This is a genomic window from Thioalkalivibrio sp. ALE23 (assembly GCF_000378545.1).
Taxonomy (GTDB): Bacteria; Pseudomonadota; Gammaproteobacteria; order Ectothiorhodospirales; family Ectothiorhodospiraceae; genus Thioalkalivibrio.
Map to the genome: position 1 here is coordinate 291,937 of NZ_KB900033.1, position 19,230 is coordinate 311,166.

18 protein-coding genes are annotated in these 19,230 nt (G+C 67.1%); 1 reads left to right on the top strand and 17 read right to left on the bottom strand.

What is annotated here, in order from left to right; translation table 11 throughout:
• Position 1: 1 nt before the first annotated feature.
• The 17 genes from F573_RS0108100 to F573_RS0108185 form a co-directional block, all read right to left on the bottom strand.
• Positions 2–196, bottom strand: a complete 195-nt coding sequence (locus F573_RS0108100; RefSeq protein ID WP_018869574.1) for a Trm112 family protein — start codon at positions 194–196, stop codon at positions 2–4.
• Positions 197–203: 7 nt separating this feature from the next.
• A complete protein-coding gene (gene lpxK, locus F573_RS0108105; protein WP_026300857.1) occupies positions 204–1,217 on the bottom strand; it encodes a tetraacyldisaccharide 4'-kinase in 1,014 nt (337 codons plus the stop codon).
• A 28-nt stretch (positions 1,218–1,245) separates the two neighbouring features.
• Complete coding sequence (locus F573_RS0108110; RefSeq protein ID WP_019022153.1) at positions 1,246–2,394, bottom strand: glycosyltransferase N-terminal domain-containing protein; 1,149 nt, start codon at positions 2,392–2,394, stop codon at positions 1,246–1,248.
• Between the two features lie 5 nt (positions 2,395–2,399).
• Positions 2,400–2,837: a biopolymer transporter ExbD gene (locus F573_RS0108115; protein ID WP_019022154.1), complete on the bottom strand. Its 438-nt coding sequence runs from the start codon at positions 2,835–2,837 to the stop codon at positions 2,400–2,402.
• Complete coding sequence (locus tag F573_RS0108120) at positions 2,834–3,472, bottom strand: MotA/TolQ/ExbB proton channel family protein (RefSeq protein WP_019022155.1); 639 nt, start codon at positions 3,470–3,472, stop codon at positions 2,834–2,836. Before F573_RS0108120 ends, F573_RS0108115 begins: the two co-directional genes overlap by 4 nt.
• Before the next feature lie 41 nt (positions 3,473–3,513).
• Positions 3,514–4,839 carry a 23S rRNA (uracil(1939)-C(5))-methyltransferase RlmD gene (gene rlmD / locus F573_RS0108125; RefSeq protein ID WP_019022156.1) on the bottom strand — a complete coding sequence of 442 codons (1,326 nt, stop codon included), beginning with the start codon at positions 4,837–4,839 and terminating at the stop codon, positions 3,514–3,516.
• 4 nt (positions 4,840–4,843) lie between these two features.
• Positions 4,844–5,635: a 3'-5' exonuclease gene (locus F573_RS0108130; RefSeq protein ID WP_019022157.1), complete on the bottom strand. Its 792-nt coding sequence runs from the start codon at positions 5,633–5,635 to the stop codon at positions 4,844–4,846.
• A gap of 7 nt (positions 5,636–5,642) precedes the next feature.
• The gene (gene cysM, locus F573_RS0108135; RefSeq protein WP_019022158.1) at positions 5,643–6,551 is read right to left on the bottom strand and encodes a cysteine synthase CysM; all 909 of its coding nucleotides are present in this window, start codon (positions 6,549–6,551) and stop codon (positions 5,643–5,645) included.
• A 130-nt stretch (positions 6,552–6,681) separates the two neighbouring features.
• A complete protein-coding gene (locus F573_RS0108140; RefSeq protein WP_018869582.1) occupies positions 6,682–7,155 on the bottom strand; it encodes a DsrE/DsrF/DrsH-like family protein in 474 nt (157 codons plus the stop codon).
• Between the two features lie 336 nt (positions 7,156–7,491).
• Positions 7,492–9,063, bottom strand: a complete 1,572-nt coding sequence (locus tag F573_RS0108150) for a dynamin family protein (protein ID WP_018869583.1) — start codon at positions 9,061–9,063, stop codon at positions 7,492–7,494.
• Positions 9,064–9,108: 45 nt separating this feature from the next.
• The gene (locus tag F573_RS0108155; protein WP_018869584.1) at positions 9,109–9,657 is read right to left on the bottom strand and encodes a hypothetical protein; all 549 of its coding nucleotides are present in this window, start codon (positions 9,655–9,657) and stop codon (positions 9,109–9,111) included.
• Positions 9,658–9,710: 53 nt separating this feature from the next.
• Positions 9,711–10,352: a hypothetical protein gene (locus F573_RS0108160; protein WP_019022160.1), complete on the bottom strand. Its 642-nt coding sequence runs from the start codon at positions 10,350–10,352 to the stop codon at positions 9,711–9,713.
• 3 nt (positions 10,353–10,355) lie between these two features.
• Positions 10,356–10,994: an AAA family ATPase gene (locus F573_RS0108165; RefSeq protein ID WP_018869586.1), complete on the bottom strand. Its 639-nt coding sequence runs from the start codon at positions 10,992–10,994 to the stop codon at positions 10,356–10,358.
• A gap of 87 nt (positions 10,995–11,081) precedes the next feature.
• Entirely contained in the window at positions 11,082–11,519 is a 438-nt protein-coding gene (locus F573_RS0108170) for a sulfur globule family protein (RefSeq protein ID WP_019022161.1), read from the bottom strand.
• A gap of 563 nt (positions 11,520–12,082) precedes the next feature.
• Positions 12,083–12,775: a hypothetical protein gene (locus F573_RS0108175; RefSeq protein ID WP_019022162.1), complete on the bottom strand. Its 693-nt coding sequence runs from the start codon at positions 12,773–12,775 to the stop codon at positions 12,083–12,085.
• A gap of 33 nt (positions 12,776–12,808) precedes the next feature.
• On the bottom strand, positions 12,809–16,681 hold the full coding sequence (locus tag F573_RS0108180) for an efflux RND transporter permease subunit (protein WP_019022163.1): 3,873 nt from the start codon (positions 16,679–16,681) through the stop codon (positions 12,809–12,811).
• 42 nt (positions 16,682–16,723) lie between these two features.
• On the bottom strand, positions 16,724–17,872 hold the full coding sequence (locus F573_RS0108185; protein ID WP_019022164.1) for an efflux RND transporter periplasmic adaptor subunit: 1,149 nt from the start codon (positions 17,870–17,872) through the stop codon (positions 16,724–16,726).
• A 282-nt stretch (positions 17,873–18,154) separates the two neighbouring features.
• On the opposite strand from F573_RS0108185, the gene F573_RS0108190 reads away from it, so the two are divergent.
• On the top strand, positions 18,155–19,138 hold the full coding sequence (locus F573_RS0108190; RefSeq protein WP_019022165.1) for a sigma-54-dependent Fis family transcriptional regulator: 984 nt from the start codon (positions 18,155–18,157) through the stop codon (positions 19,136–19,138).
• Positions 19,139–19,230: the final 92 nt, after the last annotated feature.

Below are 19,230 nucleotides of genomic sequence, written 5' to 3' on the forward strand. Positions count from 1 at the left end.
CTCAGACGTCGCGCCAGCGTTCCTTTTCCTCGTCCGACAGGCGCCGGGCCTCGTCCACCAGCATCACCGGGATCTCGTCCCGGATCGGGTACGCCAGACCGGCCTGAACCGAGATCAGCTCCTGATTCTCGCGGTCGTATTTCAGCGGGCCCTTGGTCTCCGGGCAGACGAGGATGTCGAGAAGGCGGTTGTCCATGTTGTACTTACCCCAGATGGCGGAGCCGGATGCTGGTCGTCAGACGCTGCAGCAGGGCCGGCTCGAAAGTGGCTGGAAGGCTGGCCGCCACGGGCCAGTACCAGTGGCGGGATTGCGCGAACGACCGGCATTTTACGGCATCCTTCTCGGTCATCAGAACCGGCAGGTCGTCATCAAACGCCAGATCACGCGCGCGGAAGCGATGATGGTCCGGAAACGGGTGCCGGATCACGTAGATGCCGCGCTGCTCCAGCATGGAAAAAAAACGTTCCGGGTCGGCGATGCCGGCGACCGCATGGACCTCCTGCCCGCCCAGAAGCCTCGGGCGCATGGTCTCGTCACTGCCGTCCACCCGCCGCAGGCGCGAGGCCGGTACCAGCTGCATCGGGATCTCGTCGACACCAGCCTCGCCACCGGTCCGCACGACGAAATCGGCCCGCGCACGTGCCGCCTTCGGCTCGCGCAGCGGCCCGGCCGGCAGACACAGACCGTTGCCGAGGCCCCGGCGCCCGTCCACCATCAACACGGTCAGATCCCGTGGCAGTCGATGGTGCTGCATGCCGTCATCAGCGATCACCACGTCCGCGCCGCGGTCGGCCAGCGCGCGTGCGCCACGCACGCGATCGCGGTCCACCTGGACCGGCAGCCGGGTCCGTCGGGCCAGCAGCACGGGCTCGTCCCCGACCTCGGCCGGATCCGAATCCGGATGCACCGCCTGCCCCGCCTCGCCACGCCGGCCATAGCCACGGGACACGATGCCCGGACGATATCCCGCCTCCGTCAGACGCCGCGCCAGCCAGTCCGTCATCGGGGTCTTGCCGCTGCCGCCGACCGTCAGATTCCCGACCACAATCACCGCCTTCAACGGCAGTCGGGTATTCCGGCGGATCTCTTCCAGGCGCATGCGGTTATATTCCGCAAGTCCGGCGTAGGCCAGCGACAGGGGGTACAACGTCGCGGCCACCGGGCCGCGGTGGCTCCAGTGTCGCCACCACCATCGACTCAGCCAGGCCGTATTCATGCGCGGCCTCCGTTCCCCGGCAACGGGCTCACCAGTCCCAGACCTCGGCCAGTAGCGTCTCGAAATGGTCATCCACCCGCCGGCGCTCGTCCCAGAACCGGCGGCGGGCGGCATCCCCAAGCTGCCGGCGGACGGCGGCATCGTCGCGCAACGCCGTCCAGCGGGCCAGCACCGCCTGCGGATCGGCGTGCACCTCCACCGGCAGTTCCAGGGTCCCTTCGCGCCCGAGACTGACCGCGGTCCCTCCCGCAAGCGCCTGCCACAGCACCCGCGATCCCGGGGCATCCAGATGCACCGCCTGCGCCGCGCTGGCCGCCGCGGCGAACCAGCGCGGGTCGTCCAGCTGCACGACATTCCCGGGCGCGAGCGCATTGCGATCCCATCCGCTCACCCGCAATGAACGCCCCGGCAGCGGGTGACCGGGGTCCTCTTCCAGACTGGCCAGCAGGATGTCCTCCTCCGCGAAACCGGAGGCCTCCCAGGCGGCGCGCCAGGCCGGCCAGCCGGCCGCGGTGCCATGCCACCACCACAGCCGGCGTACCTCGCCACCCACCAGCGAGCGCAGCACCACATCCGCCTGCGCTTCGACGAAACGCGCCATCGGATCCGCCGGTTCCAGCCACCGCGCGGCACCACCCTCGCCGGCGTGCTCGTTCCAGCGCCGGCTCTCTTCCGGATCGCGGGGCCAGGCCAGCTCCAGACCCCGCGCTGCCGGCCGCGCCGGCGGTGCCGCGTTCACCGCGATCACCGGGGCCTGTGTGGCTTCCAGCAAGTTGGGCGGGGTCACGCCGCCCGCCAGGATGATGCCCGCGGGCTGGAAGCGTTCCAGCACGCGGCGCACGACCCGTGGCCGATCGCAGGGGCCGTACCCCACGCCCACCTTGCGAAACGGCTGCATGTGCTGCTCGAACAGTTCGGGGCAGTCGCGTTCGAAGGTCAGTACCAGGCGCACGTCCTGACGCTTGTGGCGCACGAATCCCAGCAGTTCGATCCCCAGGCGCAGGCTCTCGGGGTCGGCCCCGGCCCGGATCCAGATCAGGCGGCCGCGGTCCTGCGGCGGACTGAGGAATCCCAGCCGCGCGAGTGCCCGTGCACGGTCTCCGCGGCGCCAGTCCCGCCCGACCGCGCCCCAGACCTCCGCCAGCCCGGCGCCGTATCCCGGTTCAGTCGTGTACATGCCGCTCAGTCGTCCGCCGCCCGGCCGTCATCGCCCAGCGTGGCGATCGACACCGCGCTGACACCGAGGCGGCCCACCACGTCCAGTGCCCGCACCACCGACTGATGGCTGGCGCTGGCGTCCGCGCGGATCACCACGGGGTCATCGCCGCGGGTCTCGAGGACCTCGCCCAGCACCTGTTCCAGGGTTTCGGCCCGACGGTTCACCAGTTCCCGCCCGTCCACGAAGTAGCGGCCGTCGGCATCCACCACGATGTCGATCCAGGCGCGGTCGTCCACCTGTTCCGCTTCCCGGTCGGCCGATGGCAGGGTGATGTCGATGTCGGCATGCCGGTCGAACGTGGTGGAGACCATGAAGAAGATCAGCAGCAGGAACACCACGTCGATCAGCGGCGTGAGATTGACGCCGGGCTCCTCGGGTGGTCGATGGGGCCGGAATTTCACGCCCGGCCTCCGGCCTCGACGCTGCTGGCGCTGCGCTCGCCGTGCATGATCTCGACCAGCTTGGTGGCTTCCTGCTCCATCTCCAGCACCAGTTCATCGATCCGGCCGCGGAAGTAGCGATGGAAGATCAGCGCCGGAATCGCGATCCCGATGCCGGTGGCGGTGGTGATCAGCGCCTGCGAGATGCCACCGGCCAGATCCCGCGGGCTGCCCACACCGATCTCGGTGACCACCGTGAAGACCTCGATCATGCCGACCACGGTGCCCAGCAGCCCCAGCAGCGGCGTGATCATCGCGATGGTACCGAGGGTGTTCATGTAGCGTTCGAGTTCATGCGCCACCCGCCGGCCCGCCTCCTCGATGCTTTCCTGGGTGATCTGGCGGGTACGGTCATGGGTCGCCAGACCCGCGGCCAGCACGGATCCCAGCGGGGAGTTTTCACGCAGGCGCTCGATGTCTTCCATCGACAGGCCATGTTCGCGCATCTGTTCCCATACGCGCCCCAGAAGGCCCTGCGGCACTACCCGGCCTCGCCGCAGCGAGATAAAACGTTCCAGGATGATCGCCACGGCCAGCACCGAACACAGCAGGATCGGCACCATCAGCCAGCCGCCACTTTTCACGATCTCGAGCATTCACTGCCTCCTTGGAGTTACGGCGCGGTCCGGCTGCGCCCTCAGGCCCGGGAAAAGACGGCCATGGATTCCACGTGCGCGGTGTGCGGGAACATGTCCATGATCCCGGCCCGTTCCAGCCGGTAGCCATGATGATGCACCAGACGTTCGGCGTCACGGGCCAGGGTCGCCGGGTTGCAGGACACGTAGACCATGCGCTCGATCCGGCGCGGGCCCAGCGCCTCCACGGCGGCGGCCGCCCCGGTGCGCGGGGGATCGAGCAGGACCCGGTCCCAGTCCTCGTGCAGCCAGTCGGCCCGCGAGAGTGCCTCGGCGTCGTCCAGGTCGGCGCGGGCATAGCGAGTGTTGTCGATGCCCTGCCCGCGCGCGCTGTCCGCCGCCCGCGCGAGCATCGCATCATCCACCTCGACCCCGGTCACCTCGGCCGCCCGGGTGGCCAGCGGCAGGGTCAGGTTGCCCAGCCCGCAGAACAGGTCCAGCACCCGGTGCTCCGGCTCCAGCTCCATGGCGGCCACCGCCTGACGCACCATGGCACGGTTGACCTCGGGGTGGACCTGGACGAAATCCATGGGCGTGAAACCGACCTCCACGCCGAAATCCGGGTGCCGGTAGACCAGTGGGGCATCCGGCCCCGCCAGATGGACCACGGTCTCCGGCCCGCCCGACTGCAGGAATACACCGATGCGTTCCTCGTCGGCCCAGGCCGCCAGCCGCGCCCGATCGGCATCGGCCAGCGGATCGAGATGACGAAACACCAGCGCCACGCGGTCGTCGTCATCCACGCCGACCTCGATCTGCGGGATCCGGTCACGCGCCTGCAGGCCGTCCAGCAGCTCCCGCAGCGCACGGATGCGGTGCCCCACCGCCGGATGCAGCACCTCGCAGTGGTCCATCTCCGCCAGATAGGGGCTGCCCCGTTCACGAAACCCGACCAGGGTCCCGCCCTTCTTCGGGACATGCTTCGCGCCCAGCCGGGCCGTTCGCCGATAGCCCAGGGTCGCCCCGGTCAGCGGCTCGAACCGCGCCTCGGGCGTCACGTGCCCGATCCGCTCCAGCGCATCGAACAGGGCCTGTTCCTTGATCTCGCGCTGCAGGTCGATCGACGCGTGCTGCAGCTTGCAGCCGCCGCACAGACCGAAGAATGCGCAGGGCGGATCCACCCGACCGGCCGCGGGCTCCAGCACCTCCACCACTTCGGCCATATCAAAACGGCGCTTGCGCCCGGTCTGCACCGCGCGCACCCGCTCGTCGGCCAGTGCCCCGTGCACGAAACAGGCCTTGCCGTCACGCCGGATCACGCCCTGGCCATCGAGGGTCACGTCCTCGATCACGGCCTCGAACGGTGTGCGGTCGATCTTCTTGCCCATGCCGTCAGCCCCGCCAGGCTTCGAGAAATTCAAGGTGGTGCTCCGCCGCGCTGGCGGCCAGGTAATCCGCCAGCTGGTCCTGGCGGGACTTCAGCGCATCGTCGGTCAGGTGGCCCCGCATGTGCTCGAAGCGCAGCCACACGAGGTAGGTATTGAGCACGTCGTGCTCCACGTAGTCGTGAATCTCGCCCGCGCGTCCGTCGCGCCATGCCGGCCAGACCATGGAGCCGTCCATTCCCAGCTTGCCGGGGAAGCCCAGCAGGCTGGCCATGGTGTCCAGTCCGGTCACCGCGCGGCCCTGAAAGCCGGCGAGCACGTCCATCAGGTCGACATGGCGCCAGTGGAAGCGCGACAGGTAGTTGTTGTAGCGGAACTCGCGGTCGTCGTCGCCCTGCTCCCAGTACCGCGGCGCCTGCACGCCATTGACCAGCGCGCGGTAGTGCAGCACCGGCAGGTCGAAGCCACTGCCGTTCCAGCTCACCAGCGTGGGCGTGCGCTGGTCGATCACGCCGAAGAACTGGCGCAGCAGTTCGGCCTCGTCCGGCGTGTGCCCGTCCTCGCCGTCGCGGCCGAAGGCCGACAGCTTGAGCGCTTCCCCGCCCTGGTACAGCACCCCGATGGATACGATGCGATGCAGCGGATGGCGCAGGAATTCCGAGCCGGTCTGCGCGCGGCGCATCGCGAACAGCGCATCCGCGACCTCCCGGTCGGTGAGGCCATCAAAATCGTACAGCCGGCGCGCGCCCTCGATATCGGGCACCGTTTCCAGGTCAAAAACCAGTACGGGAGCGGACATGCCAGCCTCAGTCGGGGTAGACGCCGGTGGAAATGTAGCGGTCGCCGCGATCGCAGATAATGGCCACGAAGGTTCCGCCTTCGACCTCTGCGGCGAGCTTCAGGGTGGCTGCCACCGCGCCGCCGGACGACACCCCGGCAAAGATGCCTTCCTCTGCCGCCAGCCGGCGCATGGTGGTCTCCGCTTCTTCCTGGGTCACGTCCACGGTGCGGTCCACCCGCGCGGCCTCGAAGATCGTCGGCAGATAGGCCTCGGGCCAGCGCCGGATCCCCGGGATGGAAGCCCCTTCTCCCGGCTGCACGCCGACGATCTCGATCTCCGGATTGCGCTCCTTCAGGTACCGCGAGACTCCCATGATGGTCCCGGTGGTCCCCATGGAAGACACGAAATGGCTGACCGTGCCCTCGGTGTCGCGCCAGATCTCCGGCCCGGTGCCCTGATAATGCGCATCGGGATTGTCGGGATTGCCGAACTGGTTGAGCAGGAAGCCCTCTCCCGCGTCCGCCATGCGCTGAGCGAGGTCGCGCGCCCCTTCCATGCTTTCCTCGCGCGTGACCAGCTTGAGCTCGGCGCCATAGGCCTTCATCGACGCACGCCGTTCGGCCGACATGTTGTCCGGCATGATCAGGATCATGCGATAGCCCTTGATCGCGGCCGCCATCGCCAGCGCAATGCCGGTATTGCCGGAGGTGGCCTCGATCAGGGTATCGCCGGGACGGATGTCGCCGCGCTGCTCGGCGGCACGGATCATGTTGACCGCGGGCCGGTCCTTGACCGAACCGGCGGGGTTATTGCCCTCGAGCTTTACCAGCACGGTCGACGGCAGATCCGCGGCCAGGCGCTGCAGGCGCACCAGCGGCGTGTTGCCGACGAAATCCTCGAGGGTCGGAAAGGAATCGGGATGCAGTCGTTTCATGGCCGCAGAGTATAACGACTCACGCAGGCTTTGCGGGTCCGCGGGCACGACGAATGCGACGTGAACCCCGCCAACAAAAAGGCCCCGGAGCTCGGCTCCGGGGCCCGGATGGCGCAAACGCCCCGCCCGTTTACATGAACAGGCAGATGTCGGAATCTCCGGCGAACTCGAAGAACGCCGCCGCCCCGGCATATTCGACGCCATCAATGAAGTGACTGGTGTCCATTTCGAACAGGTCCACCGTCATCTGGCAGGCGATCATGCGCACTTCGGCCTCCTGGCACAGCTCGCGCAGATCCTCCAGATCGGAGACGCCCTTCGCCTTCATCTTCTTCTTCATCATCACGGTCATCATCTTCTGCATCCCCGGCAGGGCCTGCACAAGAACCGGCATCGGCATGGGCATGGGCATGCCCGGATTGCCCAGTGAGGTCACCTGAAGATCCAGCTTTTTCTCCAGCAGCTTCAGGCCGTAGAAGGTAAAGAAGATCTCGCACTCATAGCCCAGGGCCGCTGCGGTCGAGGCCAGGATGAACGGGGGATACCCCCAGTCCAGGCTGCCCTTGGTCGCGATGATGGCCATTTTCTTCTGTTCGTCGCTCATTGAGTTTTCCTCCTGTTGTTATACATGGCGAAGCCGGGTGGCGCCCCCTGCACCACCCGGCTCCGAATGGCGTGAAGTGCGGATTTTCAGTGTCCGGAGCCCTGGCGCGCTCGTCGCCAGTCCCGAATCAGGGCGCAACCCGCGCAAACACCCAGGGCGGCAAGGCTGGCCCAGACCGAAATCGGTACCAGAATCATTGCCAGCCCAAACATGACCCACGCCAGTACGGTCATTGCTCTCCTCCTTCGGTGCGGATGGCACGCGGTCCGTGCGCATCCGGTGACCGATTCGCTTGTTGTCGGCGGCAGACAGGCACCGGCTCAAGCCGACCGAAGCCTACCGCGTTCCGCTGCTCCCTGCATCACTGCCCTCGGCCGCACCCTCCTGACCCGGCCCGGATTCCGGCGCCGGCCGCCGTTCGGCCGCCTCCGCCGGTCGATGAACATCCGCCGCCGAGGCCCGGCCACTGCCGGGGTCCACGGGGCTCGCGTCCACGAACTGGTTGTTGAGCTTCTGGATGTAAGCCTCGGCCTGATCACGCAGGCGATGCAGCCGTGCCAGGCTCCGCCGCCCCAGACCGCGCGGCCCGCGTGCAAACAGCGAACGCATCGGCCGGGTACTCTTGAGAAAGGCCGCCTGCCAGTTCCCGGCCGCCGATTCCTTCGGCAGTTCGCGTGCAATCCGCCGTGCGAGCCAGCGACGGTTGAAGAAATGGATGCCGCCCAGCGCGCCGAGAACCAGCACCACCCCCAGCGACGTCCACCACGGGTTGTCCAGCAGGGTCTGCCACACCCGGCCATCGATCCACGGGCGGACACCGTCGGTCGCCTGATAGCCGATCACGGCCAGCACCGCCACCAGCACCCCCATCATGCCGGCGTCGAACTGCAGTACACGGCGCCGCCAGCGATCCAGACTGCGTTTGATCGCCGGCAGGGCGTCCATCTCGATGGATTCGGCGATCGCCTGCAGGGCCCCGATGATCCGGTACGACCGTGAAGAACTGATCTCGCGGATCTTGGCGTGGATCTCCTCGCGGTCGTGCGCGGATTTTTCCTCGTAGCGCTCGCGCACCTGCGCGTCGCCGATCTCCACCGCGCCGCTTTCGTTGTAGATGCAGTAGAAACGCCCGGTTGCATTCCCCTGGCGCACCACCGCGCGCTGCCAGGCCGCGACGACTTCCTCGAGGTTGTCCTCGCGCCAGGTCGTGTCGATCTGGTTCAGGATAAAGACCAGCTTGGTGAAGTCGTTGCGCTCGGCCACCCGGTTGACCAGGTGTTCCAGGGTGTCGCGCATGGCGCCGGGTTCGGGGTGCCGTGCGTCGAAGAACACCAGCACCAGATCCGACAGATCGATGATGTGGTCGGTCAGCTGCAGGATGGTGGTGCGCTGCTCGTCGGCATCGAACCCGGGCGAGTCGATCAGGATGCGGCCCCGCAGCTGCTCCGCGCGCGCGGTCTTCATCGCCAGAAAATGATCCACCGTGCGCCCGCCGCCATCGGTGATGCGTTCGATCTCGTCGGACACCCGATAAAACGGGAAGCGCGGGTCTCCGTCGAGCGCCAGCCCGGGGAGTTCCTGCACCCGTTCGCTGCCGCCGTAGGAGATCACGGTGAACTTGTCGTCCACCGCCTGGCTGCCGCTGCGCTGCACGGTATCGCCCACGAACTCGTTGATGAACGTGGACTTGCCCGAGGAGAAGGTCCCCAGGACCGAGATCATCGGCCACCAGGAAATGGTGAAGGCGTAGGACTCTTCTTCCGGATCCAGCAGGCCCGAGGCATATCCGACCCGATCCAGCTCCCGGAACGGATTGACCACGCCCTCGAGGACCGGGTTTTCCTCCGCCAGACGGTCACTCAGGAGCTTGAGCTGCTTGCGGACGCGGCTGCCAGGTCGATTGAACATTCCGATCTCCGTATTGGTTCGGGCCCGGGCAGACCGCGCGCACGGCTAGCGCGGCGCCGACGGCGGACGGTAGGGACCGCCCGACCCCGGATAGGGACCGCCCTGCCCCGAGAGTGGGTTGAACATGTTCATCATACCCATGGGACCGCCCACGTTGCGATTCAGGCTCCACATGTCGCGCTGCATGCCGATCACGGACCCGGCCATCACCTCGGTATCCCGGGTCATCGACCCGATGTCCGTGCTCATGCGGCCGGTGTCCTCGCTGATGGATGCAACGCTCTGCTCCATCTCGGCCGTGGATCCGGCAATATCCACCATGCGGCCCTCCATCGCCTCCATGTGGCGCACAATCGCCGACATGTCGCGGTCCACCACCCGGGTCATCGAGGAGATCTCCTCGGTCAGCTGTGACACGTCCCGGGTCAGGCTGGTGATCAACCAGAAACCGTACACCGCCAGCACGACGAATGCGACCAGGGAAGCATAGACGATCAGTTCGAGCCGCCTGGCCCGTCGTTGCGCATCGTCCGCCTCTTCCTTGACCTCGTAATACTGACTGTCGCCGTCAGCTGGCCTGTCTTTCGCACCCATCGTTCCTCCGGTCGGTGACTACAGCACACGTGATGTGGAGGGTGCCGCAAACCTCAGCGGAACCGTTCCAGGTGGTCCGCCCCTTGCGGATGATGCCGGGAATAGATCGGACGCAGTGGGGCCATCATCGCCCGGCGTTCGCCCTCCGGAAGCTTCTCCAGCGCCCGGTCCCAGCTTCCGATGGCGGCTTCAACATCGCCGGTGGCGTATTGCAGATTGCCCAGTTCCCCGAGGATGTCCGCCCGTTCCCGGCTTTCGTACGCCTGCGTTTCCAGCCCGCCTTCGAGGACGGTCAACGCGGCTGCGGCACCCTCGCGCCAGTACGTCTCCCGTGCTTCGGTCAGCAGCGCCTCGACCTCCACCGGCTCCTCCACGGCTTCTTCCCTGGCGGCTTCTTCCCTGGCGGCTTCTTCCCTGTCCGCTTCTTCCCTGTCCGCTTCTTCCCTGTCCGCTTCTTCCCTGTCCGCTTCTTCCCGAGCCGCTTCTTCCCGGGCAGCTTCCCCCCGAGCAGCTTCCTGGTCCTCGGCAGAAGGCTCTTCCTCCAGGACCACGCCGGACTCCGCGGGCGGGTCCTCCGGCTCGGCCGGCGCCAGCCAGTCACGGGCGGACCAGGCGATCAACCAGAGGACGATCACGATCAGCACCCAGTAGCGATTGATGAAACCGTGGCGCGGCTTGTCTTCACCTGATTCCATTTGTCACCTCGTTTCCTGTCCGAAAATCGCCCGGGCCAGTCGGTCCAGCTCCTCCGCCGCCTTGCCGGAAGGCTCCAGCTCGTTCACCGCGAGACCCTCGCTGAACGACCGCCGGAAGGCCGTGCGCTGCTTCAGCCGAGGGCGCAGAAAACGGATACCCTCGATCTGCTGCAGGGCCTCCGCAGTCTCCTCGGTCTCGCGCACGAACTGGTGCGTGTCGGCGCGATTGATGAACACCTCGATGCCGGGACCGCTGTCACGATCGGTCCGACGCTCCTGGATCTCGCGCACGAAACGGTGAGTGGACCAGACGTCGGCCTGACTCGGCGGCACCGGGATCAGCACCCGGTCTGCCGCGGCGACCGCCCGCATCAGGGTGTCCATGGCGGAGGGCCCGACGTCCACCAGCCAGTGATCGAACTCCCCCTGCCGACCCAGCGCGACATCGGCATCGGTCGTGGCGGGGAGCGCGGGGCTGTACCCCTCCTCCTGCCGCACTTCCAGGACATCGCCGAGAGTCCCCTGCGGATCCAGGTCCACGGCCTGTACGCGGTGCCCTTTCGCGAGCAGCCAGAGCGCGAGATTGAAAGCGACGGTGCTCTTGCCCGTTCCGCCCTTGAGGTTGGCCACCACGGTCAGCATTGCGGCTCCCGGATCCATTGAAATCTAAAACGGGCTGCCCGGCGAACCGGGCAGCCGATCATGCACGGGCGAGCCCGTGCGAGCAGATCACTGCTCTTGCTGCTGCTGCGGCATGCCCTGCTGCGGCATACCTTGCTGCGGGCCATAGCCGTGGCCGGGGCCGTAACCGTAGCCCGGATGGCCATAGTAGCCGGGACCGTAGCCATGACCACGACCATAGCCGTAGCCGTCACCACGGCCGTGACCGTAGCCGTGACCATGACCGCGACCGCGGGCGGAGAAGTCGAAATCGCCCATCATGTCGCCGAACATGTCGCCCATGTTGTGGCCGCGGCCGTAACCCGGACCGCCAAAGAACGGCATGCCACCGTAGCCGGGGCCGTAGCCATAACCGGGACCGTAGGGAGCCCCGTAGCCCGGACCACCATAGCCCGGCCCGCCCCACTGCGCGGAAGCCATCATCGGGGCAGCGGCCAGACCGGCCATGGATGCCGCAAGAACGGCTGCTTTCAGAAACTTGCTCATAGTGTTACCTCCTCCTATCGGAGACATGCCCTCCCATTTCTGCCACCGATGCGCGGAGGGCGATCACGCACCGGACCCTGCCCGAAGGCAGGTGATTCAGGGCCCCGAAAAGGGTCCCCATGCGCCCGGGCCGCCAAAGAACGGGAATCCGTACCCCGACATGCCCGGTTCACTTGCCCCCGGTCCCCGGTGGCCGCCATACGGATACGGACTGAACCCGTAACCGTAGGGCGACATCCCCGGAGCCGGGCGTGCTTCACCTGCGGGAACGCGCGAGCGCTCCTCGCGTCCCCGCCGGGCCGGATCGTAGTCCGGCGGAGGGAACGATCCGGCCGACCGGGGTTCGCCCCGGGAGAAGCCTCCCGGCTCTCCCGCATCGGCCGCGGATGGCGGTCCGGCATGCCACGGATTGTGACGTTCCCGGGCCTCGGCAGCCGCAGCGGCCACCATCACCCCGACCGTCACCAGGGCGACCAGCAGGACGCTCCGCCCCGCCGTTGCTCCCCGCTGCATGCCGTCACCTACGAACGCCATTCGCCTCGCTCCCATGCGTCACCCGGCGCTCAGTAGTTCCCCGAGTCGCGACGCTCTTCCATCTGCTCCATGCGCATCTCGCGCTGGCGTTCCATCTCCTCCATGTAGGCCTGGCGACCCTTCTTCATCGCCTCCATCCGGGCCTCGCGCATGGCTTCCATTTCCTCGATGCGTTCCTGCCGCTCGGCATGCATCTTCTCGATGCGCTCGCGCATCTCTTCCGGCATGTCCTCCGGCAGATTCTCGGGATCGAATTCCTGCATCTGGCCGTGGCCTGCGGGACCGTGCATGCCGGCACCATGGCCGGGCCCGTACGCGGGGCCGTGCATCATGCCGGGACCATGGCCCTGCTGCGGACCGTAGCCGTAGCCGGGACCATGACCGGGCCCGTACCCATGGCCGGGGCCATAGCCGTGACCGTAGCCATGACCGCGGCCCTGACCGTAGCCCTGCCCGTGGCTGCGCCCGGACATGCCGAAGCTGAAGTCACCGGAGGCATCGCGACGCTGCATCATTTCGCCGCCCTGATGCCCGCCCATGCCCTGTCCATACGGACCCGGCTGGCCCCAGGGCCCGGGAACCGGAGCATGCTGGGCCATCGGCTGCCCCTGAGCGCCCTGGTTCCCTTCTTCCGCCTGGGCCGCGCCCAGCACGGACATCGAGACCACTGCGGCGCCGGCCATGGCCAGACCGAGAATGCGTGCGTTGAATCGCTTCTTCATCATTAACCTCCTTGAGGTTCTTTCAGTGATTGCTCATTTCAGCCGAATACCCCGGCGTCGGCGGCCACCCGACTGGCGTGCACCGGGACCGTCCTCCGGAGACGACGCGTCTTTTTGGTCTTCCCCCGAGTCCGACTTCTGGTCCGTCGTGGTGGAATCGTGATCCGGCGGCGCACTCGTCCCGGAGTTCTCCGATCCGGCGGAACGGGAATCGCTTCCGGATTTCCGCGGCGCCTCCGTATCTCCCTCCTTCGATCCAAGCCCGTCGTCCGGCGTGGATTCGGCGTTCGCGCCCGCGTCCCCTTCACGGCCGGAGGGGCCGTCCGAGGCCCCCGACGCGGGGGGACCCGGCGCAGGACCGGACGACGGGGCTGGAGAAGGCCCGGAGCCCGAGCCGGAACCGCCGGATCCCGGGCCACCGCCCGGCCCCGGGCGCGTCCCGAAACGTCCGCGCACCAGCTTCAGCAAGGCCAGGAACAGGTCGCGCATGCCCTCGACGAAGGCGACCGCCAGGCAGCGCAGGTAGAGCCCGAAGTACTGGACTGCGCGCGTGACCGGTCCGCCCTCGGCCGGGCCGAAGGGATTGTCGTCACGGCCGGTCCCGGCACTGCCATTCGTCGGGGTAGCACAGCCGGAGCCGTTGGTGCCGTCGCCGTCTTCCAGTGAGGCGGGACAGAACGCGCGCCGCCCGGAGATGCAGCCCAGCGGGATGACGACCAGGGTCAGCAGCGTGGCCACGATGGTCCCGAACATCAGCGAGATCGCCATGCCCTGGAAAATGGGGTCGAACAGGATGACGCTGGAACCGGCGAGCAGTGCGAACGCGGTGATGACGATGGGCCGCGTGCGCGCCTGACAGGCGAGGATCATCGCCTCGCGGACGTCATGTCCCTGATCCACCGCCTGGCGGCCGAAATCGACCAGCAAGATGGAATTGCGCACGATGATCCCTGCCAGGGCGATGAACCCGATCATCGAAGTCGCGGTGAATTCGGCGTTGAACAGCCAGTGGCCCGGAATGATCCCGATCAGGGTCAGCGGGATCGGGGCCATGATGATGCCCGGCAGCACGAAGTTGCCGAACTCCCAGACCACCAGCATGTAGATGAGAATCAGGGCGATGGCGAACGCGATACCCATGTCGCGGAAGGTCTCGTAGGTGACCGTCCATTCGCCGGCCCATTCGAACGCCGTGGACCCGTCGTTCGGCGGCGGCCCCAGCCAGTGCGGCTGCACCCGGCTGCCGTCGGGAAGCTCGTAATCGGCGAGTTGCTCCTGTACCTCGAGCATCCCGTAGACCGGTGCCGCCAGACGCCCCACCACTTCGCCGGTGACATACTCCACCGGCCGCAGGTTCTTGTGATAGATGGGTTCGTCCTGCGGGCGCTCGACGAACCGGCCCAGCTCGCCCAGGCTGACCGTCCCGCCATGCTGCGAGGCCACCGGCAGCTGTTCCAGACGCCCGATATCGGAGCGCGTGGGACGTGGCAGGCGCAGCTCGATCAGGTGCGGCTCCACCAGCGAACGCGCCTTGATGTCGCCCAGGACCCGGCCAACGATCGCGGCCTCCAGCGTCTGGTTCACGGTCTCCACGGTGACACCACGGCGCAGGGCCTTGTCGCGGTCCACGTCGAAATGCCAGACGTCATGCGGGGCCTGCAGGAAGCTGTCAACGTCCGCCACGTGTTCGGCCCCGCGGAACATTTCTTCCAGGTCGCGCGCGACCTGACGCCGGGTATCGGCATCCGGGCCATAAACCTCGGCGACCACTGACTGCAGGACCGGCGGCCCCGGCGGCATCTCCACCACTTCGATGCGCGCGCCGGCCTCGCGGGCCAGTGGTGTCAGGCGCTCACGGGCCTCGGTGGCGATCTCGTGGCTGGAGCGCGCACGATCGCCCTTGTCCACCAGCTGAACCTGGATATCGCCCAGCCAGGGGTCCTGGCGCAGGTAGTAATGACGCACCAGACCATTGAAATTGAACGGCGCCGCAGTGCCGACATATGCCTGCAGCCCGGTCACTTCCTCGAACTCCCGCAGTTCCGCCACCATCGCTTCGCTGAGCGAGGCCGTCTCGGTCAGCGCCGTGCCCTCGGGGAAGTTGATCATCACCTGGAATTCGGGCTTGTTGTCCAGCGGCAGCATCTTCACCCGGACATCCGTGGTGTAGAACAGGCTGGCCATCAGGAAGAACACCACCACGATCCCGGCCAGGAACGCGTAGCCCCGGGCGGGATTGTCCGCCAGCCCGGGGATCACCCGGCGGAAGAACGTGCCCAGCCGCTCGGCCTGCCGGTGTTCCTTTTCGGTGGCCTTCTCCAGGTAGGACATGCTCGGGCGCAGCCGCTGGGTCAGCCACGGGGTGAACACGAAGGCCGCGACCAGCGAGAACAGCATGGCGACCGACCCCAGAACCGGGATCGGCTGCATGTAGGGACCCATCATCCCGGACACGAAACCCATGGGCAGGAGCGCCGCGATCACGGTAAAGGTCGCCAGGATCGTCGGGTTGCCGACCTCGCGTACCGCGTCCACGTTGGTTTCGGCATCCAGGCCGCGCTTCATCAGCCAGCGACGGTAGATGTTCTCCACCACGACGATGGCATCGTCCACGAGGATCCCGATCGCAAAGATCAGCGCGAACAGGCTCACCCGGTCGATGGTGTAGTCGAGCAGCCACGCGCTGAACACGGTGAACAGGATCACCACCGGAATCACGATCAGCACCACCAGCGCGGCGCGCAGCCCGAGGAACAGCGCGACCAGCAGAGTCACCGCGAAGGTCGCGACAAAGAGCTTGAAGATCAGCTCATTGACCTTTTCGTTGGCCGTCTTGCCGTAGTCGCGCGAGATCTCGACGCCCACGTTGTCGGGGATGGCGGAGCCCTTCAGGCGCTCCAGGCGTTCGAGCACGCCATTGGCGACCGTGACCCCGTTACTGCCGGGCTTCTTGGCGATCGCGAGGGTCACGGCGGACGCACCCTCCGGTGCGGCATCGGGTGCCTCGGCAGCCGGGCCGGAATAGTGACGCACGAAGCGATCCACCTCCCCCGGGCCATAACTCACGTCGGCCACGTCGCGCAGATAGACCGGGCGACCGTCTTCCACCGAGATCAGCAGGCGTTCGACATCCTCGGCACTGGTCAGGAACGAGCCGGTGTGCACCGACATGTGTCGCCCACCCGCCTCGATCGCGCCCGCGCCGCGTTCGGAATTGGCCTGCCGCACCGCGCCCGCGATCTGATCCAGGGTAACCCCGTAACCTTCCAGCCGTTCCGGCCGCACCTCGATGCGCAGCTTTTCCTCGCGGCCACTGACCACGAAGCTCTGCGCGGTGTCCGGTACCTCGTTGAGCTGCTGCTTCGCGTCCAGGGCGATCTGGCGCAGCATCGCGTCATCGACCTCGTGCGACCAGAAGGTCAGCGTGACCACCGGCACGTCGTCCGCACCCTTGGGCTTCACCATCGGCTCGCTGACGCCAGGGGGCATCAGGTCGCGATTCGACATCAGCTTGTCGTGGACCTTCACCACCGAGGATTCCATCTCCTCGCCGACGTCGAACTGCACAGTGACCATGGCTTCGCCGCGATGCGACACCGAATATACGTTGTCGACCCCCGAGAGCTCGCTCATCAGGCGTTCCAGCGGCCGCGCGGCCAGACTGGCCACCTGCTCCGACGGTACGCCCGGATACTCCACCATGATGTCGACCATCGGGACCGAGATCTGCGGGTCTTCCTGGCGTGGCGTCACGATCAGGCCGAGGATGCCGATCGCGATGCTGGCCAGCAGCAGCAGCGGCGACAGCGGCGAATGGACGAATGCGCGGGCCATGCGCCCGGCGATGCCGGGATCGGTCGCGTGAGCGCCGGGCCGTTCCTGATTGCGAGGTTCCTGATCGCTCATGTCTGGCGCGAACGTCCTGTCATTGTCCGTGTTCGAAGCGCATCAATGACGGCCGCCGGGGTGCTGCAACACCCGCGCTCCGGGCTCCAGCCCCGAGGTCACGACCACGCCCCCATCACGCGACGCCCCCAGCCGGACCATGCGGATGCGCACCTCGTCATTGGCATCCAGCACGGCCACGCGCGGCAGGGCCCCGCCCGGAATGATCGCGCTCTCCGGGATCACCACCCGGTCTTCGCGCGTCACTTCGCCCGGCAGATGCACTTCGGCGTACATGCCCGGGCCGCCGCGGACCTCCTGCGGCAGATCGAATTTCACGGTTACGGTATGGCGCTGCGGGTCGGCCAGCGGGAAGATCCGCGAGACCCGCGCGCTGACTTCTTCCGCATGGCCGTCGAGCGTCACCGGCACGATGTCGCCCACGTCCAGCTGACGCACCAGGCGAACGGGCACGGCGGCCTCCACCCGCAGATAATCCAGGTGCCCGAAGGTGACCAGAGGATGCCCGGGCTGGACGGTATCGCCCTGTTCCACGTGCTTGTGCATGATCACCCCGTCGAACGGAGCGCGGGAGCGGGTGTCTTCCAGCGCGACGTCGAGCTCCTCGACTCGGGCCCGGGCCTGCTCCCAGCGTGCTCGGGCCTGATCGACGCCGATGTGACGGGAAAAGAGATCCGTGGTGCGGTCCAGGGTCGGGTCACCGAATCCCATGAACTGCCCCATGTTGCGCGTGAACATCTGGTCGAACATCGACGGCATGCCCATGCCCGGCATCTGCCCGATGTCCTGCGAACGCGGAGAAATGACCTCGCGGTCGTACTGCATGCGTGCTTCGCGGATCGCCGCCTCGGTGGTGCGCATCTCGGCGAGCGCCGCCTGGCGTTGAGCCTGGAGGCGATCGTCGGAGATCGCGACCAGTTCTTCTTCCGCTTCGAAGCGGTCGCCCTCGACCCCTTCGACCGCGATCACCCGGCCACCCGACTGCGCCCGCAGGGTCACTTCACTGAACGGGATCACCGTGCCGCTGACGGTGTGGCGCTCCGCGGCGAGCGGCTGCGCAACATGGACCCCGGTGTTGCCCGGACTCGTGGTTCCCGGGCTCTGGGCCGGCGTCCAGGCGGTCTGTGCACCGGCCGTGCCAACCACGATGACCATGGACAGCATCAGGCTGGCCGTTCGCATGAGCGTCATTCGCACCTCCCCGACAGCGTGCCTGTTCCGTTGGTCTTTTTTCGTTGTAGAGAAAAGCACGCCCCGATACAAGCAAGAGAAATGCCAATATTAGAATATTATTAAATTTCAGATATTTGTCCTCGTGAAAAAAACACCGCGCACTCAGGGTGTTGCAACACGCGCTACCCGGGAATTCGAATATAAGCATCTGTTGCTGCAGAAATTTTTTTGTTGCAACAGCGGTGGCGGCGTTGCAACGCCGCTGCCATACTCCCGGTGAGTTTCCCGGAGAGGAAGGCCATGAAAATGAATCGTGGGGAGGGGCTGCCGGACGCGTTCCGTTCGGCCGATCCGGAATGCCATCATCAGATGGTCTTCGCCCGCCGGGCGGCGGGCAGCGACATTCGCATGCTGCTGCTGGGGGAGTCGGGAACCGGCAAGACCCGCCTGGCCCGCGGCATCCATGAATGGAGCCCGCGTGCCGCCGGACCGTTCGTCGAAGTCAACTGCGCGGCCATCCCCGACGAGCTGCTGGAATCGGAGCTGTTCGGCCATGTGCGCGGGGCCTTTTCCGGCGCGGTGAACGATCGCGAGGGCCGTTTCGAATCCGCCCACGGCGGCACCCTGTTCCTCGACGAGATCGGCGAACTGCCATTGCGTCTGCAGGCCAAGCTGCTGCGCGCGGTGCAGGACGGACAGTTCGAACGCGTGGGCGAGAACACCACGCGGCAGGTGGACGTACGCATCCTTTCCGCCTCCAATCAGGACCTCCAGGCCCGCGTGGATGCGGGACAGTTCCGCGCCGACCTGTTCTACCGCCTGGCTGTCGCCACGGTGGAGCTGCCGCCCCTGAGGACCCGGCCGCGTGACCTGGCCGCCACCCTCGACCGCTTCGTCGAGGAACACGCGCTGCAGCTGGCGCCGGCGTTAAGGCGCAAACTGGAAGCCCACCCCTGGCCCGGCAATTTCCGCGAACTGGAAAACGTGTTCGCCTGCCTCCAGCTGCACGCGGTCAACGGTCGCGTGGAGGATTTTCCCCTGCCCGAAGGCCGCCCTCCCGGGACCGTTTCACCACAGCCGGAGGCCGCCGCCCCGGCAACGGCTTTCCCGGAAGGGCCCCCCACGGACGCGGCCCCGCAGGTATCCCCGAGGGAGTCCGAAGAGGCGCGGCGCCTGCGTCAGGCCCTTGCCGCTCATAATGGCAACCGCTCGCGGGCCGCGCGCAGTCTCGGAATCGACCGTACGACCCTGTGGCGCAAGCTGCATCGCTATAACCTGGCCTGAGAAAGGCATTCCCCACGCCTGCGGCCCTCGTGCCGCCGATGTTAGGATTGGCCATATCAGGAGACACTGATACCGGTCTCCCGCGGACGGGA